Source organism: Campylobacter sp. RM12647 (assembly GCF_020138135.1).
Lineage (GTDB): Bacteria > Campylobacterota > Campylobacteria > Campylobacterales > Campylobacteraceae > Campylobacter_E.
In genome coordinates, this window is record NZ_JACGAS010000002.1 from 60513 (window position 1) to 76734 (window position 16222).

A 16222-nucleotide genomic window follows, 5' to 3' on the forward strand; every position below is an offset into this window, starting at 1 on the left:
ACTCACAAACAAGATAATTCATTAGCTATTAATTCATCAAAACTTTGAGCTTTATTTATTAATTTTAACTCATTGTTATATAAAGAATATTCAGCAACCTTTGTTCTTGAATTATAATTTGAGCTCATTACAAATCCGTAAGCTCCTGAACTTTTAATAACTACTAAATCATTTGCCATTAAAGGTGGTAAAACTATATCTTTTGCTAAGAAATCTCCACTTTCACAAACTCCACCAACTAAATCAGCCTTACTACTTTCGTTTAGCTTATTTACACTAGGAAAGCTTAAAATCTCGTGATATGCTTCGTATAAACTTGGGCGAATTAGTTCACACATAGAAGCATCGCATATTACAAATCTTTTTCCTTCGTTAATTTTTTCATATAAAACCTTGCTTACTAAATAACCTGCATTTCCTACAATATAACGACCTGGCTCACAGCAAATTGTCAAATCTTGTGCTTTTGCAATATTTTTAATCATATGTGCAAACTCATCTAAATTAGGCTCGATTTCATCATTTTTGTATTTAATACCAACTCCGCCACCAATATCAAAAAACTTAATATTTAGCCCTACGGTATTTAGCTCTTTTATAAATTTTTCTACCAAAATAGCAGCTTGGATAATACTACTTAATTCTAAGATATTTGAACCTATATGAAAATGAACTCCTACTGGATTTAAATAATCTGATTTATGTGCTTTTAAAAACATAGCCCTAGCATTATCTAGACTAACTCCGAATTTGTTTTCTTTAAGACCTGTTGAAATATAAGGATGAGTTTTTGCATCTATATTAGGATTTACACGAATACTTATATTTACTACTTGATTTTTACTCTTTGCAATACTTTCTAAAAGCTCTAATTCAGCACTACTTTCTACATTTATATAAAGTATTTTTTGCTCTATTGCAAATTCTAATTCACTTGCACTTTTACCAACCCCACTAAAAATTATTTTATAAGGTTTAGCACCTACTTTTAAAGCTCTTCTAATCTCATTTGCACTAACACAATCAAATCCACTATCTAAATTCGCTAAAAACTTTAATAAAGATAAATTTGAATTAGCCTTAACCGCGTAAAAAATATTATTTTTAGCTCCACTAAATGCTTTTTTAATACTATTAAATCTATTTTCAATCTCGTTAAAATCATACAAATAAAAAGGTGTATTAATACCATTTGCAAGTTTTAAAAAGTCCATTTTTTGCTCCTTTTATAATCACTTATTTTTATTAAACTTCATTAATGAATATACAATAATTATACTTATTGGCAAAAGAATAGCTAGTTCAGGATTTATACTACCATTACTAGCAAATCTTAATAGCAAAAATAAAACTCCATAAACTAATAAAGATAAACTTGTATATGTTAAAGCATAGATATTTAAATCATTATATCTTGGCATAATAGGAATATTGTAAAAAATTATAAGCATAAAAAATGGAGCATATAATAAAAATATACTTTGCTTATAAATACTAGCTCTTGCTATGTTTTTATTAGCTTCAAAATTATTAAGATAAAAAAATGCGTCTTTTAAAGAACTATCATCAGTGCCTAAATTATCAAGCAAACTTGGGTTAAAATCTTTTAAAATCATTTCTTTTTCTAAATTTTGATTAATTATAAAGGTATCATCAAAATTATTTCCTAATTTAAATTCCATAACTTTTGCGTCTTCTAAAACCCAATTATTATCAATAAAATTTGCTCTTTTTGCTAAGATGATTTTAGATATTTCATTGTTTGTTTTTTTGATAATTTTAATATCATTCATTGTAGATTTATCATAACTTTTTATATAGATATAATCATATTGATATTTAAAAAACAAATCCATTTGTTCTTTGCTTAAATATCCGTATTTTAAAATATTGCTTTTATAGTTTTCTGCATAAGCAATATTTGTATAGTTTAAAAAAATTGCGATAAAACTTATTATTAAACTTATAAACATTATAGGTTTAACACTTGCGTTTTTGCTAAGCCCTAAAGAATAAAACGCTATAAATTCATTTTTTTTAATAAGAGATATTTTTGTAAAAATCATAGCAAGTATTAAAGCTATTGGCAATATATAATAAAAAGCTGTAAGCATTGTATATACAATATATAATAAGAATATATTAGTATTTAAATGCAGCTTTTTATAATTAATTAAAATATCTATAAATAAATAAAATCCTACAAAAGCAATAATAAAAATTAAACAATTTTTAAGATAAAGGCTAGCAAGATACCTAAAATAAAGTTTATTCAATTACTTCATCCTTCTTCTTGCAAGTCCTAAATTCTCATATAAATCTATTTCTCTTTTGTAACTTGGATATTTTTTACCCAATTCGTGATTTAAAAAAGCAATTAATTTTGCTTCAGCACATTTGTTAGCACAAACAACACTAATAAATCCTAATTTTTTTTTAGTATCTTCACTTAAAGTTGTAAGACTTGTTCTATTTTCAAGACTTTGACTTTGTAAAAACGCTAAAACTACTTTATTTAAAGCAGCTGGAGTTTTTGCACTCTTTGCTGCTTTTATCAAATCATCTAAAGCATTTACTTTCTTGACTACTTCTTGCTTTTCTTGTGTAAGAATTTGATTTTCTTTATTTTTTGAGCTCTTGATTATAAAATAAAAAACTAGAGCAATAATTACTAAAAAAGCTACTACACCGACAATTATAAATACATTATCTCTCATAAAAGTTCTGCTTCCTTTTTATTTTTACTTGCAACAATCGCTAATAACGCCATAACTCCTACGCTAATGTAAGCATAAATAGGCACGCTAGCAGCTTCTCCTGCAGCATATGAGTGCATACCTGTTAAAAAGTAATTCACTCCAAAATAAGTCATAATAATACTCAAATATGCAAACATAGAGCATACTGCAAATGTAAATTGATTATTTATTCCTTTAATCATTCTAATGTGTAAAACTGCAGCATAAACTAAAATAGATACTAAAGCCCAAGTTTCTTTACTATCCCAGCCCCAATATCTTCCCCAAGATTCATTAGCCCAAACACCACCTAAGAAATTGCCTAAAGTAAGCAACGATAAGCCTAAAATCATAGCCATTTCGTTAATCATTGTAGCTTCTTTTATATTTGATTTTATTCTTTCATTTAGCTTTTTATTTTTTCCTAACATAATAAATAAAACTAATACAAAAATTCCAAGTAAAGCACATAGACCTAAAAATCCATAACTAGCAGTTATGATACTAACATGAATTGTTAGCCAATAACTTTGTAAAACAGGTGCGAGATTGCCTATTTGTGGGTCAATTGAACTAAGATGAGCTACCATTAAAACAATAGCTGCAAGAATTGATGTAAGTGATAATGAAATAGGACTTTTTTTAGAAAATACAATACCACTTAAGCTTAATGCCCAAGAAATATACAATAAACTTTCATAAGAATTTGACCAAGGTGCATGGCCACTTAAATATCCCCTAATAGCAAGTGCAATTGTATGAACTATGAAAACTAAAATATTTAGATAATAAACTATTTTAAAGGCAGTTTTTAGACTTGTTTTACCACTAATCATTCTTGAAAATACTAAAATTAATAGCACCAAACCACCTAATAAATAAACAGGGCTTAATTTTGTAAAAATCCCTACCTTATCAAAAGCAATTTCTAATTTAAATTTTGCTTCATCAATATTAGTTCCTTGACTTGCCTTAATCTCATTTAAAATCTTTGAGCTTAAAGCATAATTATTGTCTTTATTTGCATTTATTAATGATAAAAAATAAGCTTTTAAATCAGGTTTGCTAGTTTCTAAGACATTTAAAGCTTTACCATCTTCAAAACTAGCTCTTACATAACCACCTAAAGAAGCATAATATAAAAGATTTAAACGCTCATCAACTTTTAATAATTCTTTTTCATAAGTTCCACGCTTGTTTGGATTGGTTCTTAAAGCTTTATCTACTTCATCTTTTAAAGCATATACATTATTTGGAAAAAAATCATAAAAACTAGCATATTTACCCTTGCCAAGATTTAAAAAATCTCTTATTTCTTGATTGCTTAGATAAATAAATTTTTCTTTAGAAAAGTCTTTAAAATCACTCATAATCCATATTAAAAGCTCTGTTGCATCTTTGCCTTGATAAGTGCTTGTTTTATGAATTTTATTTACTAAATCAAGTGCTAATGAGCCAAATGGAGCTATTCTTCCATTGTCTTTTTGAACTGGTAAAACGCTTAATTCTTTTACATGCTCTTCTAGGCTAACTGGGGCTAGATTTTTATTAGCATTATCTATAGCTTCATTAATGTCATCAGAATGTAAAAGCGGAGTTAAAGCACTAAGTAAAAGCACTAATGAACTCATTTTTGCTAAGCGTTTTGTTAAAATCATAAAGCGTGAGTTTTTGTAAATTAAGTTTAAAAATAATCCTATACCTAATAATAAGTATCCAATATAAGTTGGTATTTTGCCTGGGTCTTGATTTACACTTAAAATAGTTCCTAGCTCATCTTTATCGTATGAGCTTTGATAAAATCTATAACCTTTATGGTCTAATACATTATTCATATAAATCTTATAATCCTTACTTTCATCATCATTTATTCTAATATAACTTGCATAAGATTTCGGAGAATTTGAAGCCATATAACGCTCTAATTCAAATTTGTTTAAAGTAAAGCTAAATGGTAATTCAAGTAATTTAGCAGTATAAGATATGCTAAAAGTTTGATTTGCTAGAGTGATTTTTTGCCCTTCTCCTTCAAATAAATATGCGTATAAACTATCATTATCATAAGTTACTTTTACTAAATAAGCATTTGGATACTCGCTATCTTTGCTATCTTCGTAGTATTTAACGCCGTTTTTGTAAAATTTATCAAATCCAATTTTGTAATTTTCAAATGAAATTACCATTCCATCATCAAGGCTAAATTCATTATCAGCTAATAATTTTATATTTTTCTTATTTTTAACATCAAATATTTCTAAATCAAAATTCGCTTTAATTTTGTTTTCGTTAAATTCTAAAAGCTTAGCATTCATTGAAATAGTTTTTTTATTTGCTATTACAACTTCTCCTAATACAACAAATCTACCTTCATCAAGGGCTAATGCACTTGAGCCTTGCTCTCCTGAAACATTTAATAACACAAAAGGTTTTCCGCCTATTTCTTCTTTATAAGCTGGTTTTGCGTGTAAAATAACTTTTTCTAATTTTAAATTAGCTATTTTGCCATCTAAATCTAAGTTAATATCTACATCATTATGACCTATTACGCTTATATATTTAAACTCATCTCTTGAATAGTATTTATTATCTTTCATAGCAGAAATACTAAAAAATGCTTCTCTTGAGCTTACTATATTTGAAGTTTCATTTTCTCTTATATGAATATATCCTTCAAATCCATAATACCTAGTAAGTGCCGAGCCAAGTAGCATAAATAAAAAACTAAGATGGAATATAAAAAGCGGTAATTTTTCATACATTTTATATCTAAATATTGCAAAAAATAAATTAATTCCTAGCAATACCTGAATAGCAGCAAACCACCAGCTAGCATATATTAAAGCCCAAGCTGTAGGAGTTCCATATTTGCTTTCTATAAAAGTTGCTAAACCACTAGCAAAAGCAAACAACAAAAACAAAATTATGCTTAATTTCATACTTGATATCATCTTATACATTGTTATTCCTTGTGATTGTTAAAGATAAATTTTAACTAAAAAAAATTAGCTAAATTTAAACAAAAGCAATAAATAATAATTTTTATTATTTAGATTAAATTATTATCTATTACTTTTTAAAGAAATAGGAATTTAAAATTCCTATTTCAAAATATTATTTAATTTCTCCCATATGTGGCTTTAACATAAACTCAGGACTTAAAATCTTATCAAGCTTTTCTTTATCCATTAATTTACGCTCTAAAACTAAATCATAAACTCTTGCACCCGTTTGCAATGCAACTTTTGCAATACTTGCACTATTTTCATAACCTATATAAGGATTTAGTGCGGTTACAATTCCTATACTATTCATCACAAAATCTTCGCATATTTGTTTATTTGCTGTGATACCATCTACACATTTATCAGCTAAAGTCTTCATAGAACGCTCAAGCATACAAATACTATTTAATAAACTATATGCTGCAAGTGGTTCAAATACATTTAATTGTAATTGTCCGCCCTCGCAAGCTAAAGTAACGCTAACATCAGCACCAATTACATAATAACACACTTGATTTACTACTTCAGGGATAACTGGATTTACCTTACCTGGCATAATTGATGAGCCTGGTTGCATTTTTGGTAAGTTAATTTCATTTAAACCACATTTTGGGCCACTAGAAAGCAATCTTAAATCATTACAAACTTTACTTAATTTTGTTGCAACTCTTTTTAAAACTCCACTAATTTGAACGAAAGCTCCTGTATCTTGTGTAGCTTCTATTAAATCATCTGCTATTACAAAATTTGCACCTGTTATGTATTGAAGGTGTTTTGCAACGATTGGTGGATAATCAGGATGAGAATTAATTCCTGTTCCAATAGCAGTTGCACCCAAGTTAATTTCTAAAATTAAGCTTCTTGCTTCGCTAACTCTTTGTATATCTTCGCCAAGCATTACAGCAAAAGTTTTAAATTCTCTTCCTAAAGTCATCGGAACTGCGTCTTGAAGTTGGGTTCTTCCCATTTTTATAATATCTTTAAACTCAATTGCTTTTCTTTCATAAGCTGCTTTTAAATAATTCATAGCTTTCATTAAATCGCTTAAATAATCATATAAAGCAACTCTTAAAGATGTTGGATAAGCATCATTTGTGCTTTGAGATAAATTCACATGGTCATTTGGATGGCAATACTCATACTCACCTTTTTTATGCCCTAATTTTTCTAACGCAATATTTGCTATAACTTCATTTGCATTCATATTTGTAGAAGTTCCTGCACCACCTTGTATCATATCTACAACGAATTGGTCTTTATATTTTCCAGCTATTAATTCATCACAAGCAAAACAAATAGCGTTTTTAATCTCTTCATTAATTAAGCCTAATTCATAATTAGCTAAAGCTGCTGCTTTTTTTACTTTCGCAAAAGATATAATTAGTCTTGGAAAGTCCTTTAAACGCTTTCCTGAAATGTCAAAATTTTGCACTGCTCTTAAGGTCTGAACTCCATAATAAATATCATCAGCAATTTCAAGTTCACCTAAAAAATCGTGTTCTAATCTCATTTAATCTCCTTTAAAAAATTTCGGTTAGGATAGCATTTTTTAATCAATAAAAAGGACAATTATGTTTGAATGGATTTTCACTTCAGAAGGCATATTATCTTTCGTAACTTTAGTATTACTTGAGATAGTTTTAGGTATAGATAATATTATTTTTCTTACTATTTTAGTAAGTAAATTACCAAAACACCTTCAAAATAAAGGCCGTATTTTAGGACTTGGTTTTGCTATGCTAACTCGTATAGCACTTTTATTTAGTATCTTTTGGCTTGTTAAACTTACAAAACCTTTATTTAATATCTTAGGTCAAGATTTTAGCGGTAGAGATATTGTCTTAATTGGTGGGGGAATATTTTTAATAATTAAATCAATTAAAGAACTAATATCAATGCAAAAAAACGAGCATAGTGATAATAGTAATTTTAAGGCTAGTTCAAATTTCTTTGTTGTAATAATTGAAATTGCTTTAATTGATATAATTTTTTCTTTAGATAGTGTAATTACTGCGGTAGGAATTGCTGATGAGCTTAGTATTATGATATTAGCTGTAATAATTGCTATGATGTTTATGATGATTGCTAGTAAATGGATTGGAGATTTAGTAGAAAAATTCCAAGAATTAAAAACTCTAGCTTTAACATTTTTAGTCTTAGTTGGTGGCGTTTTAATAGTTGAAGGTTTAAATATTCATATAAATAAAGCATATATTTATACTGCTTTAGCATTTAGTATAGTAAATACAACCCTAAATATCTTGCAAAAAAAGGCTAAAGATGAAAAATAATTTTACTGAATTTGTTTTAAAGCATTTTGGAATATTTTTATATTTTACACTAAGCAATATTTTTTGCTTAGTATTGTTTTCTAATAAGATTATAAATCAAGGCATTATTCAAGATTTAAAATATATAAAATCTACTTCAGTTACACTAATTTTTATAATCTTATTTGTATATTTTCTAATCTATATTCTAAAATCTAAAATCCCTTATGGGGGGGGGTATTTTAAGATTTTTAATAATTTATAATTTCTTTGTAATCTTTATTCAATCTTTTTTAGTAATTAATTTTAATAATTTTTTAAATCCAAGTTTCTTAGAAGCATTTTTAAATACAAATATGGCTGAAAGTATTGAGTTTGTATCAATATATATTAATTTTAAATTCTTTGGAATTTTAATTTTTATGATTGTGGCTTTATTTTTATTAAAAATTAAAATAAATATAAAGATAAATAACAAATTAAACATAGCTTTTATTATTTTAATCTTCGTAGTGTGCTTTGGGAATGATTTAAGAAGAGCTATTAAATATGATTTTAGTAGATATATAAATATTCCTTTTATTAAATTTAATAAAGAATTAATTTATACAGATGATATTTTGATTAATTCTAAAATAATGCAAGAGAGTTATTTAAAAATTGCTAATAATCACGAAAAATTAAAAGCTAATGAAAACATAAAAAATATAGTTTTAATAATAGGAGAAAGCTCAAGAAGAAGTGCTTATCAAGACTACGGGCAAGGATTAAACACCACACCTAATCTAATAAATATAAAAAATAAAATAATTTATTCTGATGTTATTGCCCCTTATGCTTCTACAAATCCGGTAATGAGTGTATTGCTTAATTTTGCTAATTTAGATAATTTAAGTGAAAGAAAATTTTATGAGAATTTAGACATTATTAATTTATTCAAATTAGCAAATTACAAAACCTTTTGGATATCTAATCAAGACTATATTAGCGAATGGGGAAATAATGCTGCTAGTGTTGGTATTATGAGTGATTTTTCTTATTTTACAAATAAATATATGAGCTCTAGCGATACTTTAAGTTATGCAAAATATGATGGGGTTTTATTGCCTATTATTAAAAACCTAAAATTAAGTGATAATAATTTCATAGTAATTCATCTTTTAGGAAATCACGGAAATTACAAAAAACGCTATCCTAAAGAATTTGCAAAATTTAATGAAAGCGATATTAAAACTAATATAAGCGATAAAAAAAGCATAGCAGAATATTATAATTCCATACTTTATACTGATTATATAATCCAAAATATTTATGATATATTTAAAAATGATGATAGTTTGATAATTTATTTAAGTGACCATGCTGAAAGCTTATATGATGATAAAAGTAAATCTGTTTTAGGGCATATTTTAGGTAAAATTACTGCTGAAATACCTTTTATAATCCTTTATTCAAATTCTTTTAAAGAAAATCATAAAAAACTATTAAAAGATTTAAATAAAGCTAAAGATTTGCCTTTTATGAGCGATGATTTAATACATTTAATTTGTGATATTACAGGAATTTATCCTATTGAATATAAAAGTTATTTAAGCCCACTTAGAAGTGATTATAAAAAAGACAAAATTAGATTGTTTGGTAACGAATTAAAGTATAATAAATTTTAAACTTGATTAACTTAATAAAGTTATTATTAAATAATAAAAATTATTAATTAGGAGATAAAATGTTAGATTTAGCTATTATTGGTGGTGGCCCTGCTGGTCTTAGTGCGGGATTATATGCAACTCGTGGTGGGCTTAAAAATGTTGTAATGTATGAAAAATTTATGCCAGGCGGACAAATCACAAGCTCAAGTGAGATGGAGAATTACCCAGGCGTTGCAACCGTAATGGATGGAATTAGCTTTATGGCACCTTGGAGTGAGCAAAGCACTAGATTTGGTCTAAAAATTGAGCAAAAAGAAGTAATTAGAGTTGAAAAAAATGGCGAGAATTTTAAAATAATTTTCTCTGATAATTCAAGCGAAGATGCTAAAGCTGTTATAGTTTGCACAGGAGCAGCTCCTAAAAAAGCTGGTTTTATAGGCGAAAATGAATTTTTTGGTCGTGGAGTAAGCACATGTGCAACTTGCGATGGTGCGTTTTATAGAAAAAAAGAAGTAGCAGTTTTAGGTGGTGGAGATACCGCACTTGAAGAAGCACTTTATCTAGCTAATCTATGCTCTAAAGTATATTTAATCCACAGAAGAGAAGGTTTTCGTGCAGCTCCATCAACCGTTGAAAGAGCTAAGAAAAATGAAAAAATTGAGTTTATTTTAAATGCTAAAGTAGAAGAAGTTGTAGGAGATAATGCTGGAGTTACTGGGGTTAAAATAGTATTTAATGATGGCAGTAAAAAAGATTTAGCAGTTCCAGGGATATTTACTTTCGTAGGACTTGATGTAAGAAATGAAGTATTAAAACAAACTGATGGCTCATTTTTATGCGAAATGGTAGGAGATGCTGTTAAGGTTGATTTAAAAATGAGAACGAGTGTTGAAGGCTTGTTTGCTGCAGGAGATTTAAGAGTAGATGCTCCAAGACAAGTTGTTTGTGCTGCGGCTGATGGTGCTAACGCTGCTTTAGGCGTAATTTCATATTTAGAGAGCAAACATTGATAACTAAAATCAAATTAGCATTAGTTAATGAAGATTTTTACGAATTAGAAAGTTTAGCCAATGAGCTAGAAGATAAAATAAATAGCAATTGGCTAGATACTCTAAGTAAAGATGAATTAGTAGAATTACAAGCTTTGCATACTCAATTAATTGAAACTTTATTAAAATTAAAGCATAAAGATTTAGAAAGATTAAAAAAGCTTAAAAAATCTTTAAGCTATATAAAATAGGAATTTTAAATTCCTATTCTCACCATCTAGTTACACCACCAATAGCCATCACACTAGCACCTACAATAAAAAGGCTAATTAATTTTATAACTAATAATAAAGCAATAATAAATCCAACAGCTATTAAGATATTTATGGGTTTTCTAGGTTTGCTAATAGGCGTTAGCTCGTATTTAGTGAAAAATTCTTTTAATAAAAAATATCTATAAGTTGCGCTTGTTAAAACGCTGATAATTACATAAATTAAAACATAACTAATATAAGAAAAATCAAAAGAATTTGATAAGCCCTTTGGTTTAAAATAAAAATAACCAAAAAACGATAAAACCACAATTGCCCCATAAACAATTCCTGCATAAATCCACATAGAACGCAACGCATAGCTAAAATAACTAAACAACAATGTAGGAAGACATATATCTTTTAGTCTAAAAGAATATCTTGCTGTATTTGATTCGCCATTATTTGTATAGTATTTTGCTGCATTGCTTAACTCATCAACTATTGCAGCATTTGGCAATTCTCCTACAAATTCACTCAACTTTACTCTTAATTCTTCTTCGTTTTTGATTAATTCTTTACCTTTGTTAGAAATTAAAAAATCTGTTTTCATAAAATCATCCTATTATTTGTAATATTTTTGTGTAATTGTCTTTTTGAACTGCTTTATATACAAAATATATATCAACTAATACATAAATATATAAAGCCCATAAAATAAAAACTCCGATAAATATAAGTGTCGAAGCCAAGCCTATTAAAAATAGACCTATTTTTAAAAATCCTAAAAGCATATTTCCTTGATAAAATCTATCAACACCCCAAACTCCGAAGAAAAATCCTAAAACTGCTGCTAAAATTGGGCTTTTTAACGAGATTAGTGGAAGGTTTTTATATTTTTCTTCGCTTAAATTATCAAGTTTATCATTTAGCATAAACTTTTGCTCGCTTGAAATTTTATTATCAAGCAACATTAAAATGGAACTCTTATCCATAATTACTCCTTTTTTAAAATGAAGTAATTATTCTACACCCCCCCCCTATTAACAAAGGGTAAATTAATAAAAAATAATTTAAGATTTTAATTTTTAATTTCTTGTGAGTTCTCTTTAGCACTTACCATATAAACATATCTATAAGGACTAAGAGTTTTTGTATCTTCTAAAATAGCTCTTTTATACCCAGCTTCATCTATGATTTTTACTACTTTTCCAACATAAATACCCTCTGGAAAAATCAAATCCTTTCCACTCGTATAAACCAAATCTCCTATATTTAATTCTTTATAATCAGTAACGAAATTAACATAAATTGAATTTTTACTACCTTGTAAAATAGCAGGGGTTTTATTTTCCCCAACAACCACAGAAAAAACACATTTTTCATCATTTAAACTAAGTGCATAAGCTCTATTATTATTTGAATACATAATCCCCACTGCATTATTATCATATATCAAACCATAAGTAATATCAGGCTTTATACCATCATAACTCATCCAAAATTTAGTTAAACTTCCAATTTTTTCATAAGATAATACCCTAGTTAAGGCTAATTCAAATTCATATTTTTTAAGATTATGGGCTTTTGCAAGATTGTTATATTCTATAACTAAATTATCATATAAGAATTTGTATTGTTTTAGCTTTTTATTTTCTGTGCTTAATTCATCTATCTGATTTACTTGATTAAAATATTTAGTAATATTTTGTTTGGTGTAATCATAAGCATTATAAAGCTTATTTAAAACAAAATCATTAACCCCTAAAACAGCATTTTTAACATCTGCTACAAAATAATAAGAAGATGTAAGCAAAACGCATATTAGGAGTAATAATTTAAATTTATTCATCATTTACTATTTGTCTTAGTAAAGAAATCTCTTCAAGTATTTTTCCAGTTCCCCTTGCTACTGCGTGAAGTGGTTCATCAGCAACATAAACAGGTAATTTTACAATATCGCTTAAATATTTATCAATTCCACGGATTAATGCTCCACCACCAGTTAGCACTATACCATTTTCTACAATATCGCCTGCAAGTTCTGGTTTTGTATTTTCTAATACGAACTTAAGCGCATCAGCAATTTCTTTTAAAGGCTCTTTTATAGCTTCACGAATATCTTCACTACTTAGCTCAACCTTACTTAAAAGCCCTTTTACTTGGTCTTTTCCTTTAACAACTATAGTTAATTCTTCAGGTAATTGAATAGCTGAACCAACTTGGATTTTAATATCTTCGCTAGTTCTTTCGCCTATTATTAGATTGTATTTTTCTTTTACATAATTTACAATTGAGCTATCTAGCTTATCTCCTGCTGTTCTAATACTTTTTGCAGTATGAAGACCACCTAGAGTAATAACTCCTATTTCAGTAGTTCCACCACCAATATCAACTACTAATGAGCCTACAGGCTCTTGCACGGGAAGATTTGCACCAATTGCTGCAGCCATTGGCTCTTCAACCAAATACACTTCTCTTGCACCAGCACTCAAAGCACTTTCACGAACTGCTTTTCTTTCAACTTGAGTTAGACCATAAGGAACTGATATTAATATTCTAGGGCGTAAAAAACTCTTTCTTTTATGTGTTTTTTCAATAAAATATCTAATCATTTTTTCAGTCATATCAAAATCAGCTATAACCCCATCTCTCATAGGGCGAATTGCTTGAATATCGCTAGGAGTTTTGCCTAGCATTTCTTTAGCTTCTTTACCAACTGCTAAAATTTTGCTCTTTCCATATTTTGTATGTTGAACTGCTACAACACTTGGCTCATCAATTACTACACCCTTATCTTTTACCAATACAAGAGTATTTGCTGTGCCTAAATCAATACCCATATCACTTGAAAATAACCCTATTAAATGGTCTAGTATCATTTATTATCCTTAATTTTTAAAAAAATAGCATCGCCTTCGCCATTAACAAAATCTTTATTTATAACGATTTCATAACCTTCATATTTATCTAAATCAAACATTAAATCAAGTAATAATTGTTCTAATATCCCACGAAGACCTCTTGCTCCTGTTTTTCTATCAAGAGCTTTTTTAGCAATAGCTAAAAGTGCGTCTTTATCAAATTCTAATTTAACACCATCAAATTCAAAAATCTTTTGATATTGCTTGATTATTGAATTTTTTGGCTCAATTAAAATTCTTACCATATCTTCTTCGCTAATTTCATTAAGACTTGCAATTGCGTGCAATCTTCCAACTAATTCAGGAATTAGACCAAATTTAATCAAATCATCAGGCTCAATATGCGAATACAATTCATCTTCACTAAGTTTAACGCTAGTAGTATCAAAACCCATTACATTCTCGCCTTGCTTTTGCTTTAAAATCTCTTCAATTCCATCAAAAGCACCACCACAAATAAATAAAATATTTGAAGTATCAACTTGAATAAATTCTTGATTTGGGTGTTTTCTACCGCCTTGTGGTGGGACATTTACAACGCTACCTTCTATTATCTTAAGCAATGCTTGCTGAACGCCTTCTCCACTTACATCTCTTGTAATTGAGCGGTTTTCTCCCTTTCTTGCGATTTTATCAATTTCATCAATGAAAATTATCCCACATTCTGCGCGCTCAACATTATAATCAGCTGCTTGTAAAAGTCTTGTTAAGATATTTTCAACATCTTCTCCTACATACCCAGCTTCAGTTAAACTCGTAGCATCGCAAATTGCTATAGGAATATCAAGTGCTTTTGCCATAGTTTGAGCTAAAAGTGTCTTACCACTTCCTGTAGGTCCTACTAATAAAACATTTGATTTTGCTAATTCTACATCACTCTCATCAGCATTACTCATAAGCCTTTTATAATGATTATGAACGCTTACGCTTAAAACCTTTTTTGCTCTATCCTGACCTATTACATAATTATCCAAATGAGATTTTAAAGCTTTTGAACTTATATCTTTTAAACTATCAGCTACCTCATCTACTGCTAATTCTTTATTTTTAGCATCATACATTTTAAATATAACACCAGCACAAGTAGGACAAATTGTATTATTTTTACCATTTGAAAGTAGGTCAAACGGATAAGATTTGCCACAAAAACTACAAATATTATTGCTCATTATCATTTCCTTTCACTGGAATTCCACGCTTTGTATTTAAAATAAACGAGCATAATTTAACAACTTCGGCAGAATTTGAACTCTCATATAAAGCTTTTGCTCTATCGCTAATTAGCCCTGTTTTACTTCTAAAAATCTTACTAAATGCTTCACTTAATTCATTTATTTTATCTTTTTCTAAATGTCTTCTAAGCCCTACTAAATTAAGACTTCTAACATAAGCACGATTACCTTCAGCTAGACAAAAATGTGGTAAATCTTGAGATAATGCTGAAGCACCTCCAAGCATACAATAATCGCCTATTTTAACCCATTGATGAACCGGAGTAAGTCCGCCAATCACACTAAATGAGCCAACTTCAACATGCCCTGCTAAGGTTACATTGTTTGCTAAAATTATATTATCAGCTAAGGTGCAATCGTGTGCAATATGAACATAAGCCATTATGAAATTATTATTTCCAACTCTTGTGTATCCATCGCCTTTTTGTGTGCCACAATTTATAGTGCAAAACTCACGAATAGTTGTGTTATCACCTATTATTAAAGCTGAAAAATCATCGTTTTTATAAGAAATATCTTGTGGAATATCACCTAAAATAGCATAAGAAAAAATCTTGCAATTATTTCCTATTTTTGTATTTCCTAAAATTCTTGCACCACTTTTAATAATGCAATTATCACCAATTTCTACATTACTTCCTATATATGCAAAAGGCTCAATGCTAACATTTTTGCCTATTTTTGCACCATTTTCTATTATTGCTAAATCTGAAATCATTTATCTACTATCATCGCTTTTAAAATTGCTTGAGTGCATAATGTATCATCTACATAAGCCTCGCCACTAAACACCCACATTGCTCCACGATTTTTAACAACGCTCATTTTATATACTAATTTATCGCCTGGTCTTACTGGTGATTTGAATTTTACTTCTTCCATTCCTGTAAAATATACTACCTTGCTTTTAGGATCAACACTATCTTTCATACTTTGAAAAGCTAAAATTCCACCCGTTTGAGCCATTCCTTCTAATATTAAAACTCCTGGATAAATCGGATGACCTGGAAAGTGTCCTGCAAATACTTGATCACTTATACTAACATTTTTATAACCTAATACATAACCTTCATCAAGATTGATTTCTGTGATTTTATCAACTAACAAAAATGGTGGTCTATGTGGTAAAATTTCTTGAATTTGCATTACATCTAACATTATTATTCC

General features: G+C 28.3%; 17 protein-coding genes. 5 read left to right on the forward strand and 12 right to left on the reverse strand.

The features are described from left to right. Positions 1–2: 2 nt before the first annotated feature. The 5 genes from lysA to aspA all read right to left on the reverse strand — a co-directional run bounded on the left by lysA (position 3) and on the right by aspA (position 7250). A complete protein-coding gene (lysA, locus tag AVBRAN12647_RS01250; protein WP_336614571.1) occupies positions 3–1214 on the reverse strand; it encodes a diaminopimelate decarboxylase in 1212 nt (403 codons plus the stop codon). An 18-nt stretch (positions 1215–1232) separates the two neighbouring features. Then, the gene (locus AVBRAN12647_RS01255) at positions 1233–2276 is read right to left on the reverse strand and encodes an LptF/LptG family permease (protein WP_336614572.1); all 1044 of its coding nucleotides are present in this window, start codon (positions 2274–2276) and stop codon (positions 1233–1235) included. Further along, positions 2277–2717, reverse strand: a complete 441-nt coding sequence (locus tag AVBRAN12647_RS01260; protein ID WP_336614573.1) for a hypothetical protein — start codon at positions 2715–2717, stop codon at positions 2277–2279. Continuing rightward, on the reverse strand, positions 2714–5695 hold the full coding sequence (gene ccsA, locus AVBRAN12647_RS01265; RefSeq protein WP_336614574.1) for a cytochrome c biogenesis protein CcsA: 2982 nt from the start codon (positions 5693–5695) through the stop codon (positions 2714–2716). The genes AVBRAN12647_RS01260 and ccsA overlap by 4 nt, the downstream gene beginning before the upstream one ends. Before the next feature lie 154 nt (positions 5696–5849). Next, positions 5850–7250, reverse strand: a complete 1401-nt coding sequence (gene aspA / locus AVBRAN12647_RS01270) for an aspartate ammonia-lyase (protein ID WP_336609594.1) — start codon at positions 7248–7250, stop codon at positions 5850–5852. Between the two features lie 61 nt (positions 7251–7311). Here aspA and AVBRAN12647_RS01275 point away from each other — a divergent pair, with 61 nt between their 5' ends. Genes AVBRAN12647_RS01275 through AVBRAN12647_RS01295 form a run of 5 tightly spaced genes read left to right on the forward strand, consistent with a single transcriptional unit; the run spans position 7312 to position 10899 of the window. Next, positions 7312–8031, forward strand: a complete 720-nt coding sequence (locus AVBRAN12647_RS01275; RefSeq protein WP_214115805.1) for a TerC family protein — start codon at positions 7312–7314, stop codon at positions 8029–8031. Continuing rightward, positions 8021–8275 (forward strand): hypothetical protein, encoded by a 255-nt coding sequence (locus AVBRAN12647_RS01280; RefSeq protein WP_214115806.1) that lies wholly within the window; start codon positions 8021–8023, stop codon positions 8273–8275. Before AVBRAN12647_RS01275 ends, AVBRAN12647_RS01280 begins: the two co-directional genes overlap by 11 nt. Beyond that, positions 8238–9677, forward strand: a complete 1440-nt coding sequence (locus tag AVBRAN12647_RS01285; protein ID WP_336614575.1) for a phosphoethanolamine transferase — start codon at positions 8238–8240, stop codon at positions 9675–9677. The genes AVBRAN12647_RS01280 and AVBRAN12647_RS01285 overlap by 38 nt, the downstream gene beginning before the upstream one ends. A 59-nt stretch (positions 9678–9736) precedes the next feature. Next, entirely contained in the window at positions 9737–10669 is a 933-nt protein-coding gene (gene trxB, locus AVBRAN12647_RS01290; RefSeq protein ID WP_239803408.1) for a thioredoxin-disulfide reductase, read from the forward strand. Then, positions 10666–10899: a hypothetical protein gene (locus AVBRAN12647_RS01295; protein ID WP_214120319.1), complete on the forward strand. Its 234-nt coding sequence runs from the start codon at positions 10666–10668 to the stop codon at positions 10897–10899. Before trxB ends, AVBRAN12647_RS01295 begins: the two co-directional genes overlap by 4 nt. A 19-nt stretch (positions 10900–10918) precedes the next feature. On the opposite strand, the gene AVBRAN12647_RS01300 is transcribed toward AVBRAN12647_RS01295, so the two are convergent. The 7 genes from AVBRAN12647_RS01300 to fabZ form a co-directional block, all read right to left on the reverse strand. Next, entirely contained in the window at positions 10919–11512 is a 594-nt protein-coding gene (locus tag AVBRAN12647_RS01300; protein ID WP_336614576.1) for a hypothetical protein, read from the reverse strand. A gap of 4 nt (positions 11513–11516) precedes the next feature. Next, positions 11517–11894, reverse strand: coding sequence for a TM2 domain-containing protein (locus tag AVBRAN12647_RS01305; RefSeq protein ID WP_336614577.1), 378 nt, complete (start codon positions 11892–11894; stop codon positions 11517–11519). Positions 11895–11980: 86 nt separating this feature from the next. Next, complete coding sequence (gene mreC, locus AVBRAN12647_RS01310) at positions 11981–12751, reverse strand: rod shape-determining protein MreC (RefSeq protein ID WP_214120317.1); 771 nt, start codon at positions 12749–12751, stop codon at positions 11981–11983. After that, a complete protein-coding gene (locus tag AVBRAN12647_RS01315; protein WP_214115826.1) occupies positions 12744–13781 on the reverse strand; it encodes a rod shape-determining protein in 1038 nt (345 codons plus the stop codon). Before AVBRAN12647_RS01315 ends, mreC begins: the two co-directional genes overlap by 8 nt. Further along, entirely contained in the window at positions 13778–14992 is a 1215-nt protein-coding gene (gene clpX / locus AVBRAN12647_RS01320) for an ATP-dependent Clp protease ATP-binding subunit ClpX (RefSeq protein WP_214115827.1), read from the reverse strand. The genes AVBRAN12647_RS01315 and clpX overlap by 4 nt, the downstream gene beginning before the upstream one ends. Further along, complete coding sequence (gene lpxA / locus AVBRAN12647_RS01325; protein ID WP_336609418.1) at positions 14982–15773, reverse strand: acyl-ACP--UDP-N-acetylglucosamine O-acyltransferase; 792 nt, start codon at positions 15771–15773, stop codon at positions 14982–14984. The genes clpX and lpxA overlap by 11 nt, the downstream gene beginning before the upstream one ends. Further along, positions 15770–16213 carry a 3-hydroxyacyl-ACP dehydratase FabZ gene (gene fabZ, locus AVBRAN12647_RS01330; RefSeq protein ID WP_214115829.1) on the reverse strand — a complete coding sequence of 148 codons (444 nt, stop codon included), beginning with the start codon at positions 16211–16213 and terminating at the stop codon, positions 15770–15772. The genes lpxA and fabZ overlap by 4 nt, the downstream gene beginning before the upstream one ends. Between the last annotated feature and the right edge of the window lie 9 nt (positions 16214–16222).